The 26,505-nt window shown below is 46.6% G+C and carries 21 protein-coding genes; 18 read left to right on the forward strand and 3 right to left on the reverse strand.

Going from position 1 to position 26,505, the window contains the following annotated elements; genetic code table 11:
- The first annotated feature begins 26 nt into the window (after window positions 1–26).
- Genes ACE3K2_RS15740 through ACE3K2_RS15750 form a run of 3 tightly spaced genes read left to right on the forward strand, consistent with a single transcriptional unit; the run spans window position 27 to window position 3,985 of the window.
- Window positions 27–986 (forward strand): cation diffusion facilitator family transporter, encoded by a 960-nt coding sequence (locus ACE3K2_RS15740; protein ID WP_421891940.1) that lies wholly within the window; start codon window positions 27–29, stop codon window positions 984–986.
- 40 nt (window positions 987–1,026) lie between these two features.
- Window positions 1,027–3,435: a single-stranded-DNA-specific exonuclease RecJ gene (gene recJ / locus ACE3K2_RS15745; protein ID WP_421891943.1), complete on the forward strand. Its 2,409-nt coding sequence runs from the start codon at window positions 1,027–1,029 to the stop codon at window positions 3,433–3,435.
- A gap of 37 nt (window positions 3,436–3,472) precedes the next feature.
- A complete protein-coding gene (locus ACE3K2_RS15750) occupies window positions 3,473–3,985 on the forward strand; it encodes an adenine phosphoribosyltransferase (protein ID WP_017686780.1) in 513 nt (170 codons plus the stop codon).
- 156 nt (window positions 3,986–4,141) lie between these two features.
- On the opposite strand, the gene uraA is transcribed toward ACE3K2_RS15750, so the two are convergent.
- Window positions 4,142–5,458 carry a uracil permease gene (gene uraA, locus ACE3K2_RS15755; protein ID WP_421891946.1) on the reverse strand — a complete coding sequence of 439 codons (1,317 nt, stop codon included), beginning with the start codon at window positions 5,456–5,458 and terminating at the stop codon, window positions 4,142–4,144.
- A gap of 373 nt (window positions 5,459–5,831) precedes the next feature.
- Between uraA and ACE3K2_RS15760 the strand changes: the two genes are divergently transcribed.
- From ACE3K2_RS15760 to ACE3K2_RS15830, 15 genes are all read left to right on the forward strand, one after another.
- Entirely contained in the window at window positions 5,832–8,009 is a 2,178-nt protein-coding gene (locus ACE3K2_RS15760) for a RelA/SpoT family protein (protein ID WP_421891949.1), read from the forward strand.
- Window positions 8,010–8,021: 12 nt separating this feature from the next.
- A complete protein-coding gene (gene dtd / locus ACE3K2_RS15765) occupies window positions 8,022–8,483 on the forward strand; it encodes a D-aminoacyl-tRNA deacylase (protein WP_421891952.1) in 462 nt (153 codons plus the stop codon).
- A 76-nt stretch (window positions 8,484–8,559) separates the two neighbouring features.
- Window positions 8,560–8,727, forward strand: a complete 168-nt coding sequence (locus ACE3K2_RS15770) for a hypothetical protein (RefSeq protein ID WP_421891955.1) — start codon at window positions 8,560–8,562, stop codon at window positions 8,725–8,727.
- Between the two features lie 265 nt (window positions 8,728–8,992).
- Window positions 8,993–9,499, forward strand: a complete 507-nt coding sequence (locus ACE3K2_RS15775) for a type 1 glutamine amidotransferase domain-containing protein (RefSeq protein ID WP_421891958.1) — start codon at window positions 8,993–8,995, stop codon at window positions 9,497–9,499.
- A 104-nt stretch (window positions 9,500–9,603) separates the two neighbouring features.
- A complete protein-coding gene (locus ACE3K2_RS15780) occupies window positions 9,604–10,050 on the forward strand; it encodes a hypothetical protein (protein ID WP_421891961.1) in 447 nt (148 codons plus the stop codon).
- A 623-nt stretch (window positions 10,051–10,673) separates the two neighbouring features.
- Window positions 10,674–11,942: an SEC-C metal-binding domain-containing protein gene (locus tag ACE3K2_RS15785; RefSeq protein WP_421891964.1), complete on the forward strand. Its 1,269-nt coding sequence runs from the start codon at window positions 10,674–10,676 to the stop codon at window positions 11,940–11,942.
- A gap of 820 nt (window positions 11,943–12,762) precedes the next feature.
- The gene (gene hisS / locus ACE3K2_RS15790) at window positions 12,763–14,013 is read left to right on the forward strand and encodes a histidine--tRNA ligase (protein WP_421892946.1); all 1,251 of its coding nucleotides are present in this window, start codon (window positions 12,763–12,765) and stop codon (window positions 14,011–14,013) included.
- A 218-nt stretch (window positions 14,014–14,231) separates the two neighbouring features.
- A complete protein-coding gene (gene aspS / locus ACE3K2_RS15795; RefSeq protein ID WP_421891967.1) occupies window positions 14,232–16,010 on the forward strand; it encodes an aspartate--tRNA ligase in 1,779 nt (592 codons plus the stop codon).
- Between the two features lie 18 nt (window positions 16,011–16,028).
- Entirely contained in the window at window positions 16,029–16,787 is a 759-nt protein-coding gene (locus ACE3K2_RS15800) for a tRNA threonylcarbamoyladenosine dehydratase (protein WP_091020457.1), read from the forward strand.
- Between the two features lie 472 nt (window positions 16,788–17,259).
- The gene (locus tag ACE3K2_RS15805) at window positions 17,260–18,558 is read left to right on the forward strand and encodes an NCS2 family permease (protein WP_421891971.1); all 1,299 of its coding nucleotides are present in this window, start codon (window positions 17,260–17,262) and stop codon (window positions 18,556–18,558) included.
- Window positions 18,559–18,642: 84 nt separating this feature from the next.
- On the forward strand, window positions 18,643–20,442 hold the full coding sequence (locus ACE3K2_RS15810; protein ID WP_421891973.1) for an ABC transporter ATP-binding protein: 1,800 nt from the start codon (window positions 18,643–18,645) through the stop codon (window positions 20,440–20,442).
- Between the two features lie 147 nt (window positions 20,443–20,589).
- The gene (locus ACE3K2_RS15815; protein ID WP_421891976.1) at window positions 20,590–21,255 is read left to right on the forward strand and encodes a TetR/AcrR family transcriptional regulator; all 666 of its coding nucleotides are present in this window, start codon (window positions 20,590–20,592) and stop codon (window positions 21,253–21,255) included.
- Window positions 21,256–21,320: 65 nt separating this feature from the next.
- The gene (locus ACE3K2_RS15820) at window positions 21,321–22,082 is read left to right on the forward strand and encodes a DUF4097 family beta strand repeat-containing protein (protein WP_421892949.1); all 762 of its coding nucleotides are present in this window, start codon (window positions 21,321–21,323) and stop codon (window positions 22,080–22,082) included.
- 39 nt (window positions 22,083–22,121) lie between these two features.
- Window positions 22,122–22,292 carry a hypothetical protein gene (locus ACE3K2_RS15825; RefSeq protein WP_165980256.1) on the forward strand — a complete coding sequence of 57 codons (171 nt, stop codon included), beginning with the start codon at window positions 22,122–22,124 and terminating at the stop codon, window positions 22,290–22,292.
- Between the two features lie 136 nt (window positions 22,293–22,428).
- Window positions 22,429–24,615: a HelD family protein gene (locus tag ACE3K2_RS15830; protein ID WP_421891979.1), complete on the forward strand. Its 2,187-nt coding sequence runs from the start codon at window positions 22,429–22,431 to the stop codon at window positions 24,613–24,615.
- Window positions 24,616–24,795: 180 nt separating this feature from the next.
- Here ACE3K2_RS15830 and ACE3K2_RS15835 read toward each other — a convergent pair whose 3' ends face one another.
- Both ACE3K2_RS15835 and ACE3K2_RS15840 read right to left on the reverse strand, forming a co-directional pair.
- Window positions 24,796–25,698 (reverse strand): DMT family transporter, encoded by a 903-nt coding sequence (locus tag ACE3K2_RS15835; RefSeq protein WP_421891981.1) that lies wholly within the window; start codon window positions 25,696–25,698, stop codon window positions 24,796–24,798.
- Window positions 25,695–26,438: an SDR family NAD(P)-dependent oxidoreductase gene (locus ACE3K2_RS15840; protein WP_421891984.1), complete on the reverse strand. Its 744-nt coding sequence runs from the start codon at window positions 26,436–26,438 to the stop codon at window positions 25,695–25,697. The genes ACE3K2_RS15835 and ACE3K2_RS15840 overlap by 4 nt, the downstream gene beginning before the upstream one ends.
- Between the last annotated feature and the right edge of the window lie 67 nt (window positions 26,439–26,505).

Raw genomic sequence — 26,505 nt, forward strand, 5'->3', positions numbered from 1 at the left:
ATGTACAGAATTAAGGGGGAATATTCATGACCAGAGAACATATCCCATCTGCTCAGGCTGCCACATGGAGTGGTATTGCTGGTAATATGGGACTTGCGGTGATCAAAGCGGGAGTCGGTTATATGGCAAACAGCAAATCATTGCTAGCTGACGGCTTGTATTCTGCTTCTGAAGCTGGTTCTGCCCTGGCTGGTCTCTTTCCCTCCAAGTCTGTACGCGATAAGGGCAAGGCTCGCAGGGAACGGTTTAAAGAACATTCACGTGTTGCTAGACCTGGAATCTCAGTATTGTTATCTGTGCTGATCCTCATGGGGGGATTACAGCTTGCCATCTCCGCGTTGGGTAGCCTCTCGGGAAGTGAACCGGAAGCACCTGGCAAGTCGGTACTTTTGGTGGCTGTTGCAGCGCTGGCTGTAAAAGAAGCGATTTTTCAATTTCAGTACAGATATTTCCGTAAACGAAACCAGTCTCAGGCGCTGGCCTATGCACAGCAACATCGTCGTGCGCTCTATTGCTCTCTCACCGTGTTAATCGGCATTATAGGATCGATGGCTGGTGAAGAGACGGGTCTGAGCATGCTGCTCTACCTGGACCCCACGGCTGCGTTAATTGCTTCCTGTTTTGTGCTTCACAAGGGTTACCGAATGATTGTGGACACCGTGTATGGTTCACTTGTTCAGGAACTGGAGCAGGAAGAAGCGTCCGATTTCAAAGAGACTGTACAGCGGGTATATGGCATCATTACCATTGAGCATTTGGTTGCACGTGAACAGGAACATGACGTTACGATTGAGCTGGTCATTAGTGTGAATCCGAGGATCTCGATACTGGAGGCACAGGAGATTGCAAATCGGGCCAAGACACTGCTGCTAACCCGTTTCAGTCATGTGAAAGAAGTACAGATTCAAGCGATACCTTATGATCCTGGCTATCCTTATAAATCCAATCATGAACTGCCCGATCACGAAGCGACATTAATTCAATAGTGAAGCGCGGGTCCAGTAGATCAGGAAAGGAGCGTTATCATTGCTTTATTCGCAATACCGGTGGAATACACCTAATATCGATTTGGAGGCGGCTGCGGGACTCTCGCAGGCGCTTTCCGTTTCCCCCCTTGTTGGACGTTTGCTTGTGAGTCGAGGAGTGCACAATGAGAAGGAGGCCGAACGTTTTTTGCATCCTGATCTGAATCAGATGCATGATCCTTATCTGTTACTTGGCATGAATGAAGCTGTGCCTCGAATCAAGCTGGCTTTGGAGCGGGAAGAACATATTTTGATTTACGGGGATTATGACGCCGATGGCGTATCCAGCACATCGCTCATGATCCATTTGATGCGTCATCTCGGAGCCTCGTACGATATATATATCCCTCATCGATCGAATGAAGGGTATGGGTTGCACAATCATGCGTTGGATTGGGCCCATCAACAAGGCGTCTCATTGATTATTACCGTAGATACCGGAATCAGTGCTGTTGAACAGATTGCCTATGCGGCAACACTGGGCATCGAAGTCATTGTGACCGACCACCACGAGCCGCCTGAAATTTTGCCAGAAGCCTTTACGCTGATTAACCCTAAACTTCCGGGATGTCCATATCCTTTTAAAGGTTTGGCCGGAGCGGGAGTAGCCCTAAAGCTCGCTCAGGCATTAATCGGGGAAGTGCCCGGTGAATGGATGGAGATTGCAGCCATCGGCACCGTGGCCGATCTGATGCCTTTGGAAGGGGAGAACCGGGTTATCGTCAGTTATGGAATAGAATCGATGCGTGGTTCACGTCTTCCCGGTGTAAGTGCATTGCTGGAGATCAGTGGTGTGGATCAGAGTCAGGTGACTTCAATTAATATTGCCTTTGCCATGGCGCCTCGTATTAATGCCAGTGGACGTTTGGATCATGCCGGGAGAGCGGTATCTCTTCTCACCACCGAGAATCTGGATGAAGCTCATATGCTTGCGGGCCAGCTTGATCTATTGAATCGGGAGCGGCAGCAAGTCGTAGAGGGCATATTACAAGAAGCAACTGCACAGCTGGAACAAAAGATACAGCTTCGTTCAGGATCCGTTCCGGATGTAATCGTACTGGCTGGTGAGGGCTGGAATGTTGGCGTGGTTGGTATTGTGGCTTCCAAATTGCTGGAGCGTTATTACCGACCTACACTTATTCTTGGGATCGATCCAGAGAGCGGTGTCTGCAAGGGCTCTGCGCGCTCCATTGAGGGCTTGGATATCTATGAGGCGCTCACAGTCAATAAACACACCATGGACCATTACGGGGGACATCCTGCTGCAGCAGGTATGACGCTGCATCGGGATCAGCTGGAAGAACTTGAGGCTGGTTTGAATGAGTTTGCTGCATCGGTGTTGACTGAAGAGGACTTTGTACCTCAGCGTCTTGCGGATGATGAATGCAGAATCAGCGATGTTCCGCTGAAAGTGATTCAGGAGATCGACAGATTGCAGCCTTTTGGGATGAGCAATCCCTCGCCGCGGTTTGTATTGAGAAGTGTGACTGTGAAGGAAACCAGAACGATGGGACGAGAGAAACGCCATCTGAAATTGGTTCTGGAACAGGATGGTCAGCAACTGGAAACCGTCGCTTTTGGCAAGGGAGCGTTAGCAGAGTTTCTTCTGCCAGGTTCCATTATTGATGTGATGGGAGAACTGTCCATTAATGAATGGAATGGGATGAGAAAACCTCAACTGATGCTTCAGGACATTCATGTTCCTCAGGTTCAAGTGTTTGATTTGCGCGGTAATGCCGAGCCATTGAACGCGATGAAGCATTTCTTGAGTTCACTTGAGGTGCATCTGCGATACAAATCAGGTTCTGTTGGTGCTATTGTTCGGAAAGAAACCGACGTTTCCGAGGGAAATTCATTGTATGAACCTTGCCTTTGGGTATATGATAGAAAGGTCGGGTTATTTCCGTGTAATGCTGCTGCAAAGCATTATGGACAGGAACAAGTCCGGACGTTATTTGTGTTTGATACGCCGGAAACCCCTGAACAACTTGATGCCATGCTGGCTTTGTTCAGTGGAGCTGAGAATATCATCCTTCTGCACGGATCAGGCAACCGCCGAGATCGCCTTCAGATGCCTTCCAGAGAACTCTTTAAGCGTATTTATATGCAGGTGTTGAAATGGAAAGCTGAACCCGTGGAGGAACAAGAGATTACTCCTGTGCTTAGTCGTCAGTGTGGTTGTTCGCCGCGCATGATTACGATGATGTTGGATGTATTCGAGGAGTTATCCTTCATTACCCGTGATAACGGAAAAATTGCGTTTGTGGATAACCCGCCTAAGCGTGAACTAACCGCTTCACGTCATTATCAGGCGCTCGAAAACATGGCTGAGATCGAACAGGTGATGCTGGATGCAGCCACACCGCAACTGACACAATGGATGATATCCCGGATGAAGGGCGTATCTTAGATGGAAGTTTGTGTATTTATTTTAGGAGGAGATTATTTTGGATTTTAAAGATTATATTCGTGTCATTCCTGACTTTCCACAACCGGGAATCAGCTTTAAGGACATTACGACATTGTTGAAGGATGGAGAAATGTACCGCAATGCGATCAATGAACTGAAAGTGATGGTTTCTGATCTCAAAATTGATGTCATTGCTGGACCTGAAGCACGTGGTTTCGTTGTGGGCGCCCCTCTGGCGTACGCTCTTGGTGTCGGTTTTGCTCCGATCCGCAAAAGTGGAAAACTGCCTGGAGAGACGATTGAAGTCGGTTATGATCTCGAGTATGGCAAGGATACACTCGCTATGCACACGGATGCGATTGAGAAAGGTCAAAATGTCCTGATCGCAGATGATCTGCTCGCAACGGGTGGAACGATTGCAACTTCCATCAACTTGATTGAACAATTGGGTGGGAAAGTTGTAGGTGCTGCCTTCCTGATCGAGCTGTCTGATCTGAATGGTCGTGCTAAATTGCCTGAAATCGATGTATTCACATTGATGAATTATTAAGCTGAAAAATCTCCACATGTATCGCTGTGATGAAACATGAATTGCTTTTTCCGTTTCCCGGGAAATAATATACAGCATTAATGATTATGAAAAAGCCTGTTCTATCCATCCGTTAAGGTTGGAGAGAACAGGCTTTTTGATATTTATACGGTGAAATTAATCGGGCGTTTTTTCAGTGACAGGCTGTTTTTGCGAATCTTCATTCAACCAACCCAGTACTTCAAACAGTTTGAACAACAAGCTCATGAGAATTCCGACGATGGTTGCCAGAGCCATCCCTTTCAGATGAACCCCGTAGAAGGTAACTTCTGTACCACTTAGTCCAATGACCAGTACAAGTGTAGTAAGCAGTAGATTGGTCGGTTTGGCAAAATCGACTTTCTGTTCTACAAGAATACGCAGACCGGATGCTGCAATAACCCCGAAGAGAAGTAGTGATACCCCACCCATAACAGGCACAGGAATGTTGGCTACAAGCGCCGAGAATGTTCCTGAGAAGGAGAGCACGATTGCAATAACCGCTGCCCCGCCAATGACATATGTGGAGTATACGCGAGTCAGTGCCATTACACCGATGTTCTCACCGTAGGTTGTATTGGGAGTAGATCCTACAAATCCCGAAAGAATGGTGGAGACCCCGTTACCAAGCAGGGAACGATGAAGGCCCGGGTCTTTTGAAAGATCTTTGCCCACGATGCTGCTCGTTACAAGCAAATGTCCAATATGTTCTACGATAACGACAAGTGCTACAGGTAAAATGGTGAAAATAACGGACCAGTCAAATGTAGGCGTTGTTACGGTTGGCAGTGAGATGAAATCTGCGTTTCCAATCGCTTGTTTATCAACCAGGCCCATAGAATAGCCAAGGACATATCCAACTACAATTCCGATTAGAATATGAATGATTTTGGGAAATCCACGGAACGTTACGGCACCAATAACAGTGATACCAAGCGTGGCCATGGATAAAATAATGGGTTTGGCCTGAGGAACCCAGTTGGGATTAGCTACAGGATCAGAATTAATCAATCCGGCCATTTGCGCTGCAACAGGTACTAGCTCAAGACCGATCAGGGCCACAATGGCACCCATAACCGCTGGTGGGAAGACTACGTTGATCCATCCTGTCCCGGCATATTTAATAATAAGAGCCACCAGGCAGAAAACGAGTCCAGTTATAATAAACGCTCCAAGTGCCATGGAATAACCGTTCTCTGGATGTGTTTTCAATACTGAAGTGACAGGAGCAATAAAGGCAAAGCTTGACCCAAGGTATGCTGGAATCTTACCTTTACACATCAGTATGTACAACAATGTTCCAATTCCGTTCATCAGCAGGATCATACTTGGATCGACACCAAACAGGTTAGGTACAAGCACCGTACTGCCAAACATGGCAAATAAATGCTGAAGGCTAAGCAGTGAACCTGAGCCAAGTGGCATCTTTTGATTAACCTGAATTTCGCGTTGCAATGAATTTCATCTCCTTTTCCGAAACACAAACTTTCAATAGATTACAGAGTTTCTCTTAATTAAGCAATAACATTTTTGACGCAGCAGAGTGATGGAATTTATATTTTCATGAATTTTCCTTCTATTTCAGCAGATAACGGCAATAATATATAAGAAATAAGAAATACATTCAATCCCCTGTGAGTCATAGGGAAACGGGTTGGAAGTAATACAGATCACCAATATAAAAATTGGATAAGCGCTCTTATTCGTCAGCAGTTGACGGGAAACGGGCGAAGCGTCATAATTATAGGAAATTACTTTTACGGGGAACCTGTGTTGCAGCAATGTCACGGGTTCCATTTGGTATAGAAAGGACACGGAACAGATCAGAATGGGCATAGAGCAATTACTCGAGAAGGCCGGGGCATATATCAAAGAACCCGATCTGGTGCGCATACGAGAAGCTTACGAATTTGCTGATCAGGCCCACCATGGACAGACGCGAAAATCGGGAGAACCGTATATTCTGCATCCGCTTGCGGTTGCCGACATTGTTGTGAACATGCAGATGGACACCATCTCCATAATAGCAGCGCTTCTTCATGATGTAGTAGAGGATACTACGGTCTCACTTGAAGAGATCCGCAATCATTTCGGCAATACGTGTGCCATGCTTGTTGACGGCTTGACGAAGCTGGAACGTATTCAGTTTCGCTCCAAGGAAGAACAGCAGAACGAGAACTACCGCAAAATGTTCATCGCCATGGCGCAGGACATCCGTGTCATCGTGATCAAATTGGCTGACCGTCTGCATAATATGCGGACACTCAAGTTTCAGTCGGAAGAAAGCCAGCGCCGGATTTCATATGAGACGCTGGAAATTTTCTGTCCGATTGCGAACCGTTTGGGTATCTCTGCGATCAAATGGGAAATGGAGGACATCGCCCTCCGTTATTTGAATCCGCAGCAATATTACCGAATTGCGAACCTGATGCACAAAAAGCGTGCGGAACGTGAGCAATATATTGATACGGTGATGGATGGAATTACGAACAAGCTCGATGAGATGGGGATTCAGGCAGACCTTTCGGGCCGCCCGAAACATATCTACAGCGTGTTCAAGAAAATGACCACCAAAAACAAGCAGTTTAACGAAATTTACGATCTGCTTGCCATTCGTATTATTGTGGATAACATCAAGGATTGTTATGCTACCCTAGGAATTATACACACGTTATGGAAACCGATGCCTGGACGCTTTAAAGACTACATTGCGATGCCTAAGGCAAATATGTATCAATCGCTCCATACAACGGTAGTTGGTCCCAATGGCGAACCAACGGAAGTACAGATCCGGACATGGGATATGCACCGGACTGCTGAATTTGGTATTGCTGCCCACTGGGCCTACAAAGAAGGCGCCGCAAACGGAAATCATTTTGAAGATAAGATTACGTTCTTCCGTGAAATTCTTGAACTTCAAAACGAAGCACAGGATGCTTCGGAATTCGTAGAGTCACTCAAAATGGATTTCTTCTCGGATCTTGTATTTGTATTTACGCCAAAAGGAGAAGTCATCGAATTGCCAATTGGCTCTGTTCCTTTGGATTTTGCTTATCGTATCCATACGGAGGTTGGTAATCGCACCATCGGTGCCAAAGTGAACGGCCGAATTGTTCCGCTTGATTACCATCTAAAGACAGGCGATATCATTGAAATTTTGACATCCAAACATTCTTACGGACCTAGCCAGGACTGGCTGAAAATTGCGAAATCTTCTCATGCACGAGCAAAGATTAAACAATGGTTCAAGAAGGAACGCCGTGAAGAAAACGTTGAAAAAGGTCGGGAGAGCTGTGAGCGTGAATTGAAACGCATGGGGCTTGATCCTTCTGCGTGGATGACGGATGACAAGTTGATGGAAGCTGCCAAAAAATATGCTTTTAACGATATTGAGGACATGCTTGCGGCTGTTGGCTTCGGTGGGATTACTGCTGCACAGATCGTAACCAAAGCAACCGAAAAACTGCGTAAAGAGCAGGAAGAGTCCAGTTTGCTGGAATTAAATTCCGAGATGCGCGAACTGAAACCTGCACCTGAACGGAGAAATCGACCAACCAACGGCATTCGTGTCAAGGGCATCGATAATCTGCTGGTTCGATTCGCACGATGCTGTAATCCTGTGCCTGGGGATGACATTATCGGATACGTTACACGCGGACGCGGCGTTTCCGTGCACCGTAGTGACTGTCCAAATATTCCGACAAGTGCAGACGGAGAAGAAGCAGCACGTGTTATTGAGGTCGAGTGGGAAGAAAATATCGAAGCGAGTTACAGTGTGGATATTGAGATTACAGGTCATGATCGGAATGGCTTGCTCAACGAGGTACTTCAGGCTGTATCCGAAAGTAAAACCAATATCTCTGCCGTTACCGGACGGACAGATAAAAATAAATTAGCATTGGTGCACGTCACCATTCTGATTCGTAATACGGATCATCTGCAATCCGTTGTAGATCGGATCAAACGGGTGAAAGATGTCTATTCGGTGCATCGGATTATGCAGTAAGGAGCCTGTAAAATGAGGGTGCTTGTACAACGCTGTAAAGAGGCTCAGGTGACTGTGGGAGACGAACTGACGGGTAAGATCGAATCCGGATTAATGTTGCTGGTAGGTATTACCCATGAGGACACGGAGAAGGATGCCCAGTATCTGGCTGACAAAATTAGCGGGTTACGGATATTTGAGGACGATCAGGAGAAAATGAACCTCAGCCTGCTTGATGTAGGCGGTGCTGTATTGTCCGTTTCCCAGTTCACTCTGTACGGAGATTGTCGCAAAGGAAAGCGCCCTAGCTTTGCAGCTGCGGCCCGACCTGAAGCGGCAGAACGGTTATATGAAACGTTTAATCAACTTTTACGGGATAAAGGGATTCAGGTTGAAACCGGCCGTTTCGGAGCGATGATGGATGTAACATTTACCAACTGGGGACCCGTGACTTTGATGCTTGAAAGTCCGGTTCGTCAGGAACCAGGTGCATAATTTCTTGGGGTTCAGGCCATAATGAAGGATAATTCGTTGATGACTATTTCATGATCAAAGGAGTATCCAACCAATTATGCGCCAATCTGCGAAAGAAACACGTGCACGTACAGAACCTTTGTTACTCCCTGGCAACCTGTATGAATCATTGCATCTTGCCCGTGCGGCTACGGAGTGTGTTGCAACGATTTGGGCACTTCAGGATTCGGACAAAGGGAAACAGAGTCATCTTCCGCGATCTTGAATGTGTACACATGTGTATATAAACATCTGAAATTTGGATTATACAGATTCTGAAAGTCCTGATTCCTTACCGAATCAGGACTTTTTGTCATGAGTTGTTCTTTATAAGTATTCGTTTGACGACTTCGTCACAAAATGAAATTACATGGAATTGTTATAAATTGCTCTGGTGAGGGTAATAACAAAACGAGGCACAACGAAGTGCCAATGTACTGCAAGACCCGATTCATAAAGAAAGTTCGAACACGGAAAGGAGAACATACATTATGAGTAAAGTTGCTTTTTTATTGGCGAATGATTTTGAAGATTCGGAGATGCAGGTTCCGTATGACGAAGTGAAAAAAGCTGGACATGAAGTGGAGATAATCGGATTAAAAGCCGGTGAGACGCTTAAAGGAAAGGGAGGAAAGGCCTCCTATACTACAGATAAGGCGATCGCTGACGTATCCGCTTCAGATTATGATGCAGTCGTGATTCCTGGTGGATCATCCCCTGAGAATTTGCGAAGTGATGCGCATATCTTGAAGTTTGTCACCGAGATTAACAGTGCGAAGAAACCCATCGCAGCGATCTGCCATGGTCCGCAGATTTTGGCTAGTGCCGGTCTGTTGAAAGGCCGTACGATTACATCCTATCCACCACTTAAGGATGACATGGTAAATGCAGGAGCTGAGTTCAAGGATCATGAGGCTGTTGTGGATGGAAACTATATTACATCCCGAACACCTGAAGATGAGCCAGCATTTGTACGTGAACTGCTAAAAGTTATATAACTTCAGCCAGTACAACTGACATACATTGATGTATCTAAACTACGTTACATCGTGGGGTTAAGAAACTTCACGTTGCATTTCATTCCGAAAAAGGAGGGTTTGACATGACAAAACATATTCAGGCGTATTTTCGAACCGAAGACGAGGCGGAGGGAGCAAGAACTTCACTTCAGACGTTCCGTACAGAGCATTTGGAAGTAGGTCAACTCGATAGTGCAATAGGTAGAGACACGCGTGTAATGGTACCACTGGTGCCATATAATACTGCAGGTGGCGTAGGCACTAACGGGGCAATGGGTGTAGGTGCAGCCCCAGGTGTTCCAGCCAGTGAAAATGTGATTCCTGTGGTAGCTAATGTGGATCGTGACGCAGAACGGGATTCTCGTGACAGAGTGAATGAGGATGGAGATCTGCTGAATGCAGCTGACGTAACTTCGGCCGATTATGATGATCTGCATTATGTTCTGTCTGCCAAAGTAAGGGATGAGGATTATGACGAAATTGTTCATAAGCTTCGTTCCAACCATGCCTATGTGGAAGACTTGAATTAACGTGTAGATACCTCTTGGCCCTTGCACTGCTTGACTATTAGTCGAGTAATGTGCAAGGGTTTTTAATTATAAATATATTAGAAAATTAAAATATAAAGCGCTATCATTTTTGTAATATTACTGTAATATTAGTTACATAAGCCTTTAACATTGTGGGCTTATAATAACAGACATGACCCCCTTTTTTTATATATCCTTTGAGCCTGCACACCGTGTGCAGGCTATTTTTTTTGTGCTGAAAATATATATGTTTTGGGAGAAGCTTACCCCTTATTTAAATTTTTGCTAGAATAGAGGAATGGGTTTAAATTTTCTAAAGCGAATTGTTCTCATTATTGGGTTACATTGGACGGTAAATCAAGCTTCCTGCGATTGGGCTCAGGGCAAACCAATTTTAAGACAGAGAATATGAGGAATTCATTGCCAGAGTGATCGGTCATATTCCAGATGAACATATACTCGCTGAAATTACCCCGTCCTTCTATAAGGGCGGGGTAGCGGTTCTGCTTGATCGCTGGAAATTGAAAGTTATATAGAATGCCTCGTTTGAGATGACACCTATGATGTTAAAGCTACGTGTTCTCAGGTGAATGGCTAGAGACAGATTTAAGGGGGAATAAGTTTTGAGTAAGATTGGAAGAAATGAGCTATGCCCATGCGGAAGTGGGAAAAAATATAAGAAGTGTTGTCTGAATAAGGAGTCTTCTGCGGCAGAATCCATACTGGGGCTGATATCAACGGAGCAACCAGTTCGAGAAGCTTCAATTGAGACTGAGAGCAAGATGACCTTGACCAAGCTGAAAAAGATGGTGGAGAAGGAACTGAAATGGGAGCATTCGGCTCACGAACAGTTGGCCCTGCAGCTTATTGAGGACATGAGGAAGCAATACGAGCCAGAGCTAATTTTGGAAGCTCTGATGTTATGGAACGGATTTTCCCGACAGACCCGCCCTACTGTGAAGAAGACAGGCTCTTTCTGTGCTGCCATTGAGTATGTGCTTTCCGAGGAATACGGTTTGAATGCCTCAAAGGCTGAGCTGGCTGATAAATATGAGGTAACGACAGGCACGATCTCCCGGAAGGTTAAGGAGATGTTCAATTACATCGAAGAATACGGTATGGGCGGTGAAACGGACGAGTTATTGATATTGAACAGTCCAGGCACATCAAAGGACAAAGCACAGGCTCTGCTGGGTAAGGCGAGAGAAGCCAGTTCTTCCAAACGCAGAATACAGCTGGCGGAAACGGCGCTGGAGATATATCCTGACAGTTCTGATGCGTATCTCATTCTGGCTGAGGAATCGGACAGTGAGCATGATGCACGAGCTTACCTTGAGGCCGGAATAACTGCTGGCAAACGCGAACTGGGTGAACTGTTTTTTGAAAAGAACAAAGGGGACTTCTGGGGGCTTCATGAGACTCGTCCCTATATCCGGATATGCAAAAGCTACGCCGAATCCTGCTGGTTTGCCGGAGATGCAAAAGAAGCAGCACATATTCTGGAGCATATTCTAGAGCTTAATACGGAAGATAATACCGGTGCACGATACCTGCTTGCTGCTGTCTATTTGTACAGCAACCAATTGGATCAGGCAGAGCAATTGCTGGAGAAGTATGGAAAAGGTGATGCCGCAACTGCCTTTGCCTATGACAAGATCATTCTGGAGTATAAGAAAAACGGAATCACCTCCCAGCTCAAAATGCTGTACCGTGTGGCCCGGGGTGTGAACAAACATGTGCCTGATTACCTGTTGGGTTTGAAACGGCTGCCGCATAACCTCCCTGACTTTGTTGGAATGGGCGATTCGAACGAAGCGATTGCATATGTCATTATGCATTCCCGTCTATGGGCAAGCGTGCCGGAGTTGTTGAAGTGGATGCTAAAACAATAGGTTATGTAGCGATAGAAGTTGGAATTCATTGGACGAATCCAGCTTCTATTAGCCATAATTTGAGTGAACTCCTCATCCCGTACGGCGTGTGAGTAATTTTTTTACTGCTATCTTTTCGTGTTAACCCTTGACTTTAGCACTGCGGTTCATTACAATCAGAAAATAATACGTTGACTATAGTCAATACAAGTCGATTTTTGAACTATATTACTGATTTGATGACGGGACCAAGTACTCCGTGCCCACATGACCAGAGAGGAATCCCCAGGCTGTAAGGATTCTCTTGATGAGCGGACGAATGACTTCCCCGAGAACAGACCGCGAACATAACAGACATGATCTGTTGACCAGTAGCCGGCCTGCGCAGGACGTGCGTTACACGTAGAGCGGAATATCTGCTTGATCAGGGTGCCCTAGGCAATCCTGAATCACCAGAGACCACCTGAACGGCTAAAGTGTCAGGTTTCCGGAATGTGGGTGGTACCACGGGTGAATGTATATTACACAATCTCTCGTCCCTTTGTTTGCTGTATACACAGCGACAGGGCGAGGGATTTTTTTGTTATATAAGTTGATTTTAACATTTATACCATAACGGAGATTGTAGAACCAATCTGTAGAAGCGAGGCGTTCGCCTGAAAGCTTTCTGAAAGAAAGCTGCATCGGAAGCATATGCTATCCCCGGATTTTCACAATGGAAAATTAATTCAAAAAATCTGGGGATAACAGCGATCGAAAGATGGTACTGCAGTCGGAGAGACCAGGTGTAACATTTCTGGATTAACTTTTAGAGAAAAAAATCAATGCTGGAGGGATCATGATGGCTTTTCAAAAACCGACTGGAACGCAGGACTTACTGCCTGGAGTTGTCGAGAAATGGCAGTACGTAGAAGAAAAAGCACGAGATCTGTGTCGACGGTTCAATTACCGTGAGATTCGTACACCGATCTTCGAACAGACTTCTTTATTTGTACGCGGTGTAGGAGAGACTACCGATATCGTTGAGAAAGAAATGTATACCTTTGATGACAAAGGCAATCGCAGCATGACTCTTCGCCCAGAGGGAACAGCGGGGGTTGTCCGTGCGTATGTTGAGAATAAAATTTACGGCGAACCGGATGTGAGCAAGCTTTATTACATCGGTCCGATGTTCCGGTATGAGCGTCCCCAGGCAGGGCGTCAGCGTCAGTTCCACCAGTTTGGTGTAGAAGCCATCGGTGCGCTGGATCCGGCCATTGATGCCGAAGTAATCGCACTGGGCTACCAGTTGTGTGTCGAGCTCGGCTTGAAGGATGTTAAAGTGGAGATCAACTCCGTGGGTAACTCGAACAGTCGTGCAGAATACCGCGAGACGTTACTTGGGTTCCTCAGACCGATGAAAGACAGCTTGTGCAAGGATTGTCAGTCCCGGATGGAGCGTAATCCGCTGCGTGTACTCGACTGCAAAGTCGATCAGGACAAATTCGTAGGGGCACCGTCCATACTGGATAGCCTGGATGAAGAGTCTTTGAATCACTTTGCCAAGCTGCAGGCCTACCTGGATGATTTCGGAGTAGATTATGCGGTGAACAATCGTCTGGTACGCGGCTTGGATTATTACACGCTGACTGCGTTTGAATTAAAAGCCCAAGGAATTGGAGCAATTGATACGGTTGGCGGCGGTGGTCGATACAATGGTCTCGTTGGAGATATCGGCGGACCTGATCAACCGGGTATTGGCTTTGGTATTGGTCTGGAGCGTATTCAACTGATTCTGGAGCACCAAAAGATTGAGGTAACTACGCTGGCTCCACTGGATGTGTACTTTGTTGCTTTGGGAGAGGCAGCTGACCGTGAAGTGAACCGTCTGTTGTTCAAACTTCGTCAGTCTGGACTGTCTGGAGAACGTGATTATCTGGGCCGCAAGATGAAAGCACAGATGAAATCAGCTGACCGCTTCAAATCCCGCTATACCGCTATCCTTGGGGATGATGAGCTGGAGCGTGGCGAGATCGCCCTCAAGTCGATGGATACAGGGGAGCAACAAACCGTGAAACTTGATGATCTGGTAGCGGCCGTTCGCGAAGGTTAATAAGACGAATTGTAAATTAAGATTAAAACTTTCGAGTAACACAATAGATCCGGTAAAGTTACTGAGGTTCACCAACGATTCCGACTAATCGGAAGTTGGCGATCCAGTGGTAACAAGCCTTTTCGAATACATGGTCTACACGCAACCGGGCTGTTGAAGAGCAGGCACTAACTAACTGCCCATACAGAACGGAAATTCACATAATGAGGAGTTTGGTTATGAAAAGAAGTCATCATTGCGGCGCATTAACACCCGCACACATCGGTGAAACAGTAACATTGAACGGTTGGGTTCAAACCCGCCGTGACCTGGGGGGCGTACTTTTCATCGATCTGCGTGACCGCAGCGGGATTGTACAAGTTGTCTTTAACCCGGCCTATTCCGGTGAAGCTCTGCAAATCGCAGATCGCGTACGTAGCGAGTATGTTATCGCTGTAACGGGTAAAGTCGTTAAACGTGATGCAGAAACAGTGAACAAAAACTTGCCTACCGGCGAAATTGAAGTTCAAATTACAGAAATCGAAGTGATGAACGCAGCCAAAACACCTCCATTCTTCATTGAAGATGGTGTCGAAGTGGATGAATCCCTTCGTTTGAAATATCGTTACCTGGACCTGCGTCGTCCGGAAATGTTCGAAACACTGAAACTGCGTTCCAAAGCATCCAAAGTGTTCCGTGACTACCTGGATGGAGAAGAGTTCGTTGAGGTGGAAACACCGATCCTGACTAAGAGCTCCCCCGAAGGCGCGCGTGATTATCTCGTACCGAGCCGTGTGCATGAAGGTGAATTCTTCGCCCTGCCGCAATCCCCACAAATCTACAAACAATTGCTGATGGTCGGCGGACTTGAGCGTTATTATCAGATCGCTCGTTGTTTCCGGGATGAGGATCTGCGTGCAGACCGTCAACCCGAATTCACGCAAGTCGACATCGAGACTTCTTTCCTGCAACAGGATGATCTGCTGCCAATGATGGAAGAACTGATGGCCAAATTGCTGCGTGAAACCAAAGGCATTGAGCTGGAACTGCCTTTCCAACGGATTACGTATGCAGATGCAATGGGTAAATACGGTTCAGACAAACCAGATCTGCGCTTTGGTATGGAACTGGTTGAAATGAACGATATTGTAGCGAACAGTGGTGTGAAAGTATTTGCTTCCGTCATCGAAAAAGGTGGAGAAGTGAAAGTGCTGAACGCTAAAGGCTGTGGCACATGGAGCCGTAAAGAGATCGATGATCTCGGACCATTTGCTGCACGTTACGGTGCAAAAGGTCTGGCCTGGATTCAAGTAAAAGACGGCGAGTTCAAAGGGCCAATCGTGAAGTTCTTCACGCCTGAAGAAATCGAAGCGGTCAAAGAACGTACAGGTGCTGAGGAAGGCGACTTGTTGCTCTTCTCTGCAGACACGAAAAAAGTGGTTGCTGACGTTCTGGGCGCATTGCGTCTGAAAATCGGCCGTCAACTTGGTCTGATCGATGACAGCAAATTCAAATTTGCCTGGGTTGTGGACTTCCCACTCCTCGGATATGATGAAGATGCGAAACGTTATGTGGCAGAACACCATCCGTTCACTCGTCCAAAAGACGAAGATGTACATCTATTTGACACAGATCCAGGTGCAATCCGTGCTCAAGCCTATGACCTTGTTCTCAATGGTTATGAAGTAGGTGGCGGTTCGATGCGTATCTACAAACGTGATGTTCAGGAGAAAATGTTTGCTGCCCTTGGACTCTCACCAGAAGTAGCGAATGAGAAATTCGGCTATCTGTTGGAAGCATTCGAATATGGAACTCCACCGCATGGTGGTATTGCCTTTGGTCTGGACCGCCTCGTGATGTTGCTGGCGGGCCGCACGAATCTGCGTGAAACAATTGCCTTCCCGAAAACGGCAAGTGCAACGGATCTGCTGATGAATGCACCTTCTGAAGTGGATGACTCGCAATTGGAACAACTTCATATCCGCGTAGCCCGTAAACCGGTAGCGGAAAAGAAATAAAGGAGGCATCGATTCTCAATGCTCCATCAATTTTCAAGAACAGAACTTGCGATCGGACCTGAAGGTCTGGATGCATTAAAGAATAGTACAGTCGCTGTGCTCGGTATTGGCGGCGTAGGTGGAATTGCTGTAGAAGCTCTTGCCCGTAGCGGCGTTGGACGCATCATCCTGATTGATAAAGACGTCGTGGACATCACCAACATTAACCGCCAGATTCATGCGCTGACCACGACAGTAGGGCAGAAAAAAGCGGACCTGATGGTGGAACGTGTGAAACTGATCAATCCGGAATGTGATGCAATTGCATTAAATATGTTTTACACGGAAGAGACGTATGAGGAATTGTTCAAATATGAACTGGATTATGTGCTGGATGCATCCGACACGATTATCTATAAAATCCATCTCATTAAAGAGTGCCTGAAACGTAAAATTCCGATGATTTCCAGCATGGGTGCGGCGAATAAAATGGATCCAACGAAATTCCAGGTTGCGGATATTTCGAAAACGACCATGGACCCGATTGCCCGTGTTGTGCGTACCACACTTCGTAAAGACGGTATCAAAAAAGGTGTGAAAGTGGTTTTCTCGACTGAAAAGCCGATGAAACCGCGTGAGGACGTCACACAAAAAATCGTTCCCGAGAATGCTCCGGAAATTCGCAAAGCCAAACAGCCACCTGCGAGTAACTCATTTGTACCTCCGGTAGCCGGACTGATTATGGTCAGTGTTGCGATTAAGGATTTGTTGGAAATTGCAGAGAACAAGCAGCAGTAACTTGCTGCCAATTGAAGAAGCGTGGATGCCCATAAGGCATCTGCGCTTTTTGGTGTGATCATATTTCGCAAGACGGAGCGGATGGGATGTCAATCGTCTATGATGGACGAACTGTATCTCTAGACAAATGTCAGAGTTACGTCATGTACTTCAAAGTCAAAACCGTGTATGATATTCACTGCTGCGCGAAATGATGATACATACATAAAGATTTTGCGGCCATATAAGCTGAATAAGATTTACACAAGAACGAAGAGGACAGAAGAAACCTGAAGAAGCAGAGCGTTCGCCTAAAAGCTTTCTGAAAGAAAGCTACATCGGAAGCATACGCTATCACCGGATTCGTACATTTAAAAAATTTAAACAAAAAATCTGGGGATAACAGCGATCGGAAGGTTGTTCTGTCCACGTAGTGGTGGAGTGTAAATACTCAGTTATTCAGCTTATATAGAGAGAGGGGATTAGAACGAAAATGAAACACGGATGGATGAGCAGACGTCTTGGCATGGAGCCAGGAGACCAGTGGAAGAAGGAAGTTGTGGCGGGAGCCATTTCCTATTTTGCCGTGGTCTATATCGTTATGGTCAATGCTACAATTCTTTCCGATGCCGGAATGCCCTTGCAGGCAGCTATGGTTGGAACCCTGCTGACCTCCATTGCAGGCTGTTTGCTCATGGCATTTGGCGGGAAATCACCAATTATCGTTGTACCCGGAATGGGGATTAATGCATTTTTCACGTATACACTTGTACATTCCATGAAATTAAGCTGGCAAGAAGCGCTGGCGGTTGTAACCGTTACAGGTATACTGTTTGCCATTGTTGCGTTTACGTCTCTATACAAAATGATCAGCGAAGCAATCCCTAAAAATCTGCAGCACGGCATTACAGTAGGAATTGGTTTGTTTTTGACATTTATCGGTTTGCAAAAAAGTGGAATCGTTATCGCGCATCAGACCACATTTGTCGCGATTGGGCACTTTAATGATCCAAATGTCATTACGGCCTGCGTTACGCTAGTGCTGGCCTTGATTTTATTTATCCGTAATGTACAGGGTGGACTTCTCATTAGTATTCTGGTCGGGACAGGTCTTGCCTATGTACTTGGAGCAGTGAACCCGGGTGAGTCCGTATCAGCGATGGATGCGCTGCGTCAATACGGTGGCTTGTTTGGCGAATTGTCTCTAATGAAGCTGGCTGATGTCGCGTTTTGGATTGCGGTATTTTTGTTACTGCTAATTGTGGTGTTCGAAAATATCGGATTAATTACCGCTCAGACACAGATGATTGGTCGTCCTGAGCGCTTCAAAGGCAGTCTGCGTGCTCTGTCCATTAGTACTGTGTTGGCAGGCGTATTCGGAAGTAGTCCTCCAGTCGCCGCAGCAGAGACTACAGCCGGGATCGCCGCAGGTGGACGCACGGGGTTAACCCCGCTCGTTACAGCCGTGTTATTCGGGGCTACTTTTTTCTTCATCCCACTACTCGGTTACATTCCAGACAGTGCGATTGCACCCATTTTGATCATTATTGGTGGCCTGATGGTGCAAGGTGTAAAAGATATGGATTTTGGTGACTTTACAGAGGCGTTTCCGGCATTTCTGATCATGGTCATGATTCCATTTACATATAGCATTGTGGATGGTATGGCGTTTGGATTCATTGCCTATCCACTGGCGAAGCTGGCAGCAGGTCAAGGTAAACAGGTACCTGTGGTTATGTATGGCATTTCCATCCTCTTTTTGGCCAATTTTGTGTTACATGGGATATTGTAAAGCTTTGTTATACAACAAAAGGCAACGTCATGTAAGTTCATACGTATGATTTCTGGTGAGCAGATGGGAACGGGAGGAACGGGAATGGAAGAACAGCAGCAAGCAGAGCAGAAGGAACCGAAGGTAGGAAAAAAAGGATTCAAGGATTTCGTCAAGCTTATCGCTTCCACAAATCCGCCAAAACTGATCCTGATTCTGGCCCTCATCTTGACCTTGATTCAGACGACGGCCGGACTGATTGTGCCACTGATGACCAAAGGTCTGATTGATGGACTTACCACTTCGGCACTGAACAAATCTGTTATTTTGTTATTGCTCGGTGCATTTGTGATTCAGGCGATTGCCTCAGGCATCAGCATTTATATGTTAAATTACGCAGGACAACGCGTGGTCGCAACACTTCGCACCAAGCTGTGGAACAAGGTATTGTCGTTGCGAATGCCATATTTCGATCGCAATCGTACAGGCGATACGATGAGTAGAATTACGAATGATACAAGCCAGATCATGACATTGATCGCAGATTATCTGGTTTCCTTTGTATCCAATATCGTGGCAGTCGTAGGTGGCGTAGCATTACTGTTCTATTTGGATTGGGTGATGTCGCTCATTATCCTTAGTCTGGTGCCACTTACGCTGTTGATCCTGTTGCCGGTGGGTAGGAAGATGTATAAAATATCGAAAAAACAACAGGATGAGATGGCAGGTCTTACGTCCGTACTTAGTCAGGTTATTGGCGAGATCCGATTGGTGAAAGCCTATGGAACGGAGAAACAGGAATCAGAGGCAGGGGATTCCCGGATTCGTAAAATGTTTGCTTTTGGCTTACAGGAAGCACGTATTCTTGCTCTGATTGGTCCCTTGTTTACATTTGTCATGACGGCCGTGTTGGTCGTTATTCTGGGTGTGGGAGGGATGCGTGTAGCATCTGGCATGTTGTCACCGGGTGAACTGGTTGCTTTCATATTGCTGTTGTTCCAGGTCATTATGCCAATGGGGCAATTCACAACGCTATACTCCCGTTTGCAAAAAGTCGTAGGTGCCACAGAGCGCATACAAGCTATTCTTGCTGATGAGGAAGAGCCACATGACAGCACCAAGGTAGCTCCAAAAGGAAATGAGACGATTGCATTCCACGATGTACACTTTTCCTATGTCACAGGGGAAGAAGTGCTGCACGGGATCAATCTGACGGTTCCTACACGTAAAGTGACTGCGATTGTTGGCCCGAGCGGTAGCGGAAAATCAACGCTGTTCTCTTTGATGGAGCAGTTCTATATGCCCGATTCAGGCCATATTTCGTATGGGGGACAAGCGATAACGGAATATTCCTTGTCCTCCTGGCGCAGCAAGATCGGGTATGTATCTCAGGAAAGTCCACTTATGGCGGGTACCATTAAAGACAACATCACGTACGGATTGAACCGTGAGGTCACGATGGATGAGATTCGGCAAGCTGCTGAGATGGCCTACTCTGCCGACTTTATCGACAAGTTGCCACAGGGATATGACACGGAAGTGGGCGAGAGAGGAATTAAGTTGTCCGGGGGACAACGTCAGCGGATTGCCATTGCACGAGCGCTTCTACGAAGTCCTGACATTCTAATGCTGGATGAAGCAACATCCAGTCTGGATAGTACATCAGAATACGAAGTACAGCAGGCTTTGTCCAATCTGATGGAAGGCAGAACCACGATTGTGATCGCGCACCGGTTGTCTACTGTGGTGGACTCCGATCAAATTGTCGTTTTGGAGCATGGACATGTGACCGGAACCGGAACTCATGCTGAATTGATCAGCAATCATCCGGTATATCGTGAGTTGGCACAGAAGCAGTTTGTGGCACAGGAAGGCAACGCAGCAATAGTACAAAAAGAAGAGTAATCTCCATATTGGAGGGTTTCCGTTATACCCATGAGGTATTTCAACGGAGATCCTTTTTTCTTTTTCTTTAAATCCCTCATATTGACAGTGAGACCAACATAATCTATATTTTGGATACCGACCGTTGGTATGAATAAGGAGGAACTTATGGCCAGAAATAAATACCCTGAGCAGACACTGGACCTGATTCTGGCAGTCTCAACTCAAATGTTTACCGAAAAGGGATATGAAAAGACCAGTATTCAAGACATTATAGAACAATTAGGTATGTCCAAAGGTGCAATATATCATCATTTCAAGTCCAAGGAGGATATCCTTAGTGCAGTGATGGAGAAGGAGCTTGGGCGGGCAGAAGACATGTTTATGGAACTCATCCAGAACACGCATGCACCGAATGCCAGACAGAAGCTCATCAGTATTTTGGAAAATGTTATCGTTGATCCTGGCATTCAGTCTAACTCAATTGATCAGGTTCTTAGCACTCAGATCAAGAATCCGCAGTTTGTTCTTGGCGGGATAAGAAAAGGTATTCTGAAGGATGCTCGGATTATTGCCGACATTATGGAGGATGGCAAGGAGGATGGGTCCATTTCAGTCGAATTTCCTTTGGAGTGTGCCGAAATATTCATGTTACTCGTTAACATTTGGATTAATCCCTTTCTTTTTAGCCGAAATCAGGAACAGACATTGGAGAGGCTTAATTTTCTACAGCACATGATGAAGCTCTTGGGAGCAGATATCGTAAGTGAACAGCTTATTCAACGTATTACCAATCGGCATGCCAGCACGGGAGGGTATACCAAGGCGGAATAACATACACCTGATTGTTTGAAATGGAGAGGGAAAAGATGTTGAAAAGTAGTGAGCTTGCCATATGCATGAGCATAGACATTGAACAATCCATTCATGATATACAGCTAAATTGGTTGTCAGGAGATATCAGAGTTCTTACAAGTGTGGATGAACAGATTCACGTCATGCAATATGCGGATGTGTACTTTTCCAAGCGAAGACTGATGCAAGTTAACATACGAGGGGATACCTTAAGCATTGTGGACGGGAGAAAAAGGAGAGGACTCATCGGATTAAATATAGGTCGAACAGCATTGGAAATTCATCTACCAACTCGGGTTTTTAATCATATTTTGCTAAATTCCACAGGAGGACAACTCCGGTTGAATCGGCTTCTGGCCACTCGCTGTCAATGCAAAATCACCTCAGGTCGTGTAGATCTATCAGGGAGGATGGAGGAGCTTGAACTGAGTGCAGTGGCATCCGTAGTGAAAGTACAACACATTAGTGCAGATAAGCTCAATCTTCAATCCAGTTCAACCAAGATCGACATTTCGGGGGAGTTTCGTCACTTGCAAATGATCACAACAGGCAGAGGAATAAATATGGACTGTCTCAAGATGCCAGAGAGATTGCACTTCGTATCAACAGGGGCAAGGGCAGTGGTTTCCATTCCAGATAACGAAGGTTTTCAAATTATACTTAAAGAAAGATCAGGAGCGTTTAAAAGTGAATTTGATTTGACTCCCCTTCATGGGGACAGGAACTATCTAATACACAAAAGTGGAAAAAGTGAATTCCATGTGGATATTCGAGGAGGAGCTTTTCATCTAAAATCCAGGAAATGAGACACCGATCGTGTACTGAAAACAAAGGGGGCAGATATAATGGCTGGTTGGATCGTCGGAATTAGCTTTTCCTCCATCGTACTGCTAATTGGGATTTACGGCGCATTGAACAGTAGGCGCAGGCTGGCCAGAAACAAGTGGGCCTGGTGGTTTATTTTGTTCGGTTGTTGTGCGCTCGTCAGTGCCATCATTAATTATCAATTCAGATGATCTTCATGTCTTCCAAAAGTAAGCATACAAAACGGATGTGGCTTTCACTTGCCCTATGTGATATAGTAAGTATCCTTTTGTATTGCCAGATCTAGGTGATGCAGAGCAAAACATATTCTTAGGAGGTAACTGAAACATGTCAGACAGCTTTCAAAGTGCCTATCAAGAAGAAGAGTACAGGTTAGAGCGAACGATGGAGGAAGTGGACAGTCAGTTGGAACGACTGCAAAATATTCCGGTGTATACCGGCCACGACTTCACAGAACAAGTGCTGGAAGCTGGACGCGAAGAGCGCCGCACCGCCTTGTCCAAGAGCGCGCAGCAACCCTATTTCGGACGCTTGGATTTCGAAGAACAGGGCAGTGGTGCACGGAAACCGCTGTATATTGGCAAAATCGGCGTAGACCGCGAAGAGGTGGGAGAGCATCCGCTCGTCATCGATTGGCGTGCTCCTGTCGCCAGCCTGTTTTACTCATTTACTGGAGGCGAAGCCTCCGCTACGTATGAAGCCCCGGAAGGGCTTATTGAAGGTCTGGTGTACCTGAAACGAAACGTTGTCATTCGGCAGCGGATATTGGAACGTGTGGCGGATACATATAACCGTGACAGCGACCAGCCAGCGGTATCAGATGAATTTCTCGTTTACCGTCTGGGAGAGAACAAGGACAACAAACTCCGTGACATCGTATCTACGATTCAGGCGGAGCAGGATCTGATCATTCGTGCGGCGAGAAACACCGCCTTGATCATTCAGGGTGTAGCCGGATCCGGGAAAACAACGGTTGCCCTGCATCGGCTTGCCTTCTTGCTGTATCAGTACAAGGAGCAGGTATCTGCGGAGAAAATGGTTATTTTTGCACCCAACCACATGTTCCTGGATTACATCTCGGATGTGCTCCCGGAACTCGGAGTAGGGGATATCCAGCAGCGGACATTCCCGGACTGGGCGATGAACCTGCTGGGGCTGGAGATGCCTTTGGCAAATACGTCGGATACGCTTAACACCTGGTTCGAAGCACCAGATGCGCGGCCTGAGTTGAATGATGATGTCCCTGGACGTTACAAAGGATCGATTCGTTTCATGGAGCTTATTCGAGAATGGTTGTCGGGGATGGAAGCGGATTCCGTACCGGATATGGACTTCAGTCCATGGGATGGCAAGGTGCTCGGCAAGACGGAGATCGAGAACTGGTTCGGTGAGGAATATAAACATTATCCGCTGGCCAAACGCAAAGAACGGGTCATGGCGCGGGTTCACCGCTGGATTGAGATGGAACTTAAGAAACCGATGCCAGAAGCTGTGCGCAAAGAACGCAAGAAAAAAGCGTCTACTCGTGAGAAAGCCTATGCCAAAAAATGGCCTCAATACGAGCCGCTTACGTTATACAAACAGTTGTTCAAAGCCACAAAGGGCGGCTCTGTGCCAGCCTCGCTCAGCGAGCTTATTCCAAAACTGGTCATGAAACAAACGGCAGCAGATCTGAAGCAGGATATCGTCCGTGAGGAAGATCTGCCTGCATTGGTATACATTCATACATTGGTCCATGATATTGAGGGTTCGGAGCGGTTCGATCATGTCGTGATTGATGAAGCGCAGGACTTTTCCCCTTTTCATGTGGCGTTATTGGATCAGTTCGTCAAAGGGCATTCCTTCACCATACTGGGTGACTTGTCTCAAGGCATTCATGAGTACCGTGGTGTTCATGCGTGGGAAGAGATGAGTTCTTTGTTTCCCGAGGAACAGAATGCATACTTTGCATTGACCCGAAGTTATCGTTCAACGATGGAAATTATCGACTATGCCAATACGATTCTGGAACGTGGCGTCAAGAGCGGAATTACGGCGATTCCGGTTTTCCGTAGTGGTGATCCGGTGCGGACATTAGCTTATGGAGGCGAAGGGCGGACGGCGAGTCTTGAAGAAGCATTGAAGATATTAACCGTTAAAGATTACCGAACGGTCTCCATCCTGACTCGTACACTGCATGAAGCAGAGGAACTTCATCGTGATCTACAGGCCAGAGGCTGGGATCTGAACCTGATCGATGGTGGCAAAAAGCAGTACACGGGTGGACACTCCGTTTTACCGGTTTATCTGTCCAAAGGGTTGGAGTTTGATGCCGTTATTGTGGCAGATGTAGATCAGAAGCATTATCTTCCGAATGCGGGTGATGCAAAACTGTTGTATGTTGGTTGTACACGGGCTTTGCACGAATTGTGGTTGTTCCATGACGGTGAACTGCCGATCTATGCGGCTGCAACACATAATCCCGATGGCGAGCCGGTAACCGTTCAAGGTTGGCCAGAGAGCGACACCAAATAACCTGAGTGCAGGATAATTAGTTTGCAAACGTAGATCAGGCTAACAGAGCTTGGGTGGATAAAGTTTGCTTAACCAATAAAAGGCATGACGTTTATGGAAAGTCCCATAAGCGCATGCCTTTTTTGCTTTTGTACGCGAAATGATTCATCTCCCAAGGAAAAACGATGAAGAAGTCCAGGGTTAGGTTACTCTATTTCCCATTCTGGATGAGCGACGGTTCACCAGGAATATACCGACACCAATGAATAAACCGCCTGCCAATGCAAACCATTGAACGTGCTCTCCCAGCAAAAACCAACTCGACATTACACCAAAGAACGGTGCCAGGAACAGATAGGAACTGGTTTGGGCTGGGTCACTATTCTGAAGCAGATAAAACCAGAGTGAGAACTGGATGATGGAGCAAACAAGCGTTAACCAGAGGAGCACCATAACCGAGGTGGTATCCACTATAAAGTGAGGCTGTTCAGTCCATACGCTCAGTAGAAGAAGCGCAGCACCTCCCGCGAGCATCTGATAGGCTGTTAAGACAAACGTATCGTAGCCATCGCCCCAGCGTTTGATGAGCAATGTGGACACGGCAAAGGAGACCGCACCACCAAATCCAATCCAGGTTCCAGGGCTAAAACTCATCTGCCATCCAAAGGTTAACATAATCCCCATGAAACCGAGCATCACACCGATCCACTGACTGAAGCGGTAGGTCACTCTATATAAGAGAGCACTGAGGATAATGACCAATAGCGGATTAGTAAATGTAATAATGGCGGATTCGCCAGATGTAATCCAGTTCATGCTGTAGTAGGCGCAGCCCATCACTCCTGCGGATTGGAACAGGCCGATGAGGATTATTTTCAACCAAGACTGCCACTCGGTAGGCAAAGGACGTTTACGTAGGAACCAGGCCATCAAGCCACCTGCCAGTACATAACGTAGACCCATGAGCAGGAAAGGTGGAGCATATAACATACCGATTTTGCCGACTGGAAACGAAGTACCCATAATTAGCGTTGTTAAAATGATCAATAGTGTATATTTCAATGGTTTGATGATCCGGGTATCTTTATCATGACTGGAGCTCATAACGTCTGTCCGCTATCTACAGTAATTAGCTGCCCGGTCATGGATTGCTGTTCAAGCGCAGCACAGATCATGTGTGCGATATCTTCAGGTGAGGCAATATGCTGCAATAACACTTCTCCACCAAGACGATGCATGCGCTCCTCGTTTCCAGCCCACCACCTTGTCGCAACTGCGCCAGGGACGATAGCATTCACCCGAATGTGTGGTGAGAGTGCGTGCGCAAGTGATAAGGTCAGACCATGAACTGCCGCTTTGGAGACGGCGTAAGGGAGGGAGGAGCCCGAACCCGTACTGCCTGCAATGCTGCCCAAATTCACGATGGAACCACCACCAGCCTGTCTCATGCCTTCCGTGACTGCACGAGCGCAATGAAACATGCCTTTCACATTCACATCAACCAGCTCATTCCAGATGTCATCTGTAACAGACTCCAGATCGTGCATGGGAATATGATGTGTGATTCCGGCGTTATTTACAAGTGCAGTGACCGGGCCATAAGTTTCAGTTACTGTAGCGACCATCCGCCGGACATCAAGATCACTGGCAACATTCGCTTGAACGGAGAATGCAAGGCCTCCCGTATCCAAAATGTGTTGAACAGTCTCGTCTGCTGCATCTTTCGAACGGGAATAGTTGACGGCGACCAAGGCTCCACGTTCAGCGAGTATCTGACTTACAGCACGGCCTATACCTGTTCCACCACCCGTGATCAAAGCAACTCTATTTTTCCAGTATGTCATGCTGAACACTCCTTATCATCATCCAGTCAGAGGGCTGGTTTGGGTTTGGGATCTATATGAATTGTAG

Source organism: Paenibacillus sp. (assembly GCF_048976745.1).
In the GTDB taxonomy this organism is placed as follows: Bacteria; Bacillota; Bacilli; order Paenibacillales; family Paenibacillaceae; genus Paenibacillus.

Excerpts from the sequence above, each read along its gene's own strand:
- aspS (WP_421891967.1), top strand. The coding sequence starts at position 14,232 with ATGAAAAGAAGTCATCATTGCGGCGCATTAACACCCGCACACATCGGT.
- ACE3K2_RS15825 (WP_165980256.1), top strand. The coding sequence starts at position 22,122 with ATGGCTGGTTGGATCGTCGGAATTAGCTTTTCCTCCATCGTACTGCTA.
- ACE3K2_RS15760 (WP_421891949.1), top strand. The coding sequence starts at position 5,832 with ATGGGCATAGAGCAATTACTCGAGAAGGCCGGGGCATATATCAAAGAA.
- ACE3K2_RS15740 (WP_421891940.1), top strand. The coding sequence starts at position 27 with ATGACCAGAGAACATATCCCATCTGCTCAGGCTGCCACATGGAGTGGT.
- ACE3K2_RS15800 (WP_091020457.1), top strand. The coding sequence starts at position 16,029 with ATGCTCCATCAATTTTCAAGAACAGAACTTGCGATCGGACCTGAAGGT.
- ACE3K2_RS15840 (WP_421891984.1), bottom strand. The coding sequence starts at position 26,438 with ATGACATACTGGAAAAATAGAGTTGCTTTGATCACGGGTGGTGGAACA.
- ACE3K2_RS15835 (WP_421891981.1), bottom strand. The coding sequence starts at position 25,698 with ATGAGCTCCAGTCATGATAAAGATACCCGGATCATCAAACCATTGAAA.
- ACE3K2_RS15775 (WP_421891958.1), top strand. The coding sequence starts at position 8,993 with ATGAGTAAAGTTGCTTTTTTATTGGCGAATGATTTTGAAGATTCGGAG.
- ACE3K2_RS15815 (WP_421891976.1), top strand. The coding sequence starts at position 20,590 with ATGGCCAGAAATAAATACCCTGAGCAGACACTGGACCTGATTCTGGCA.
- hisS (WP_421892946.1), top strand. The coding sequence starts at position 12,763 with ATGGCTTTTCAAAAACCGACTGGAACGCAGGACTTACTGCCTGGAGTT.
- ACE3K2_RS15805 (WP_421891971.1), top strand. The coding sequence starts at position 17,260 with ATGAAACACGGATGGATGAGCAGACGTCTTGGCATGGAGCCAGGAGAC.
- dtd (WP_421891952.1), top strand. The coding sequence starts at position 8,022 with ATGAGGGTGCTTGTACAACGCTGTAAAGAGGCTCAGGTGACTGTGGGA.
- ACE3K2_RS15820 (WP_421892949.1), top strand. The coding sequence starts at position 21,321 with ATGAGCATAGACATTGAACAATCCATTCATGATATACAGCTAAATTGG.
- ACE3K2_RS15810 (WP_421891973.1), top strand. The coding sequence starts at position 18,643 with ATGGAAGAACAGCAGCAAGCAGAGCAGAAGGAACCGAAGGTAGGAAAA.
- ACE3K2_RS15770 (WP_421891955.1), top strand. The coding sequence starts at position 8,560 with ATGCGCCAATCTGCGAAAGAAACACGTGCACGTACAGAACCTTTGTTA.
- ACE3K2_RS15830 (WP_421891979.1), top strand. The coding sequence starts at position 22,429 with ATGTCAGACAGCTTTCAAAGTGCCTATCAAGAAGAAGAGTACAGGTTA.
- ACE3K2_RS15780 (WP_421891961.1), top strand. The coding sequence starts at position 9,604 with ATGACAAAACATATTCAGGCGTATTTTCGAACCGAAGACGAGGCGGAG.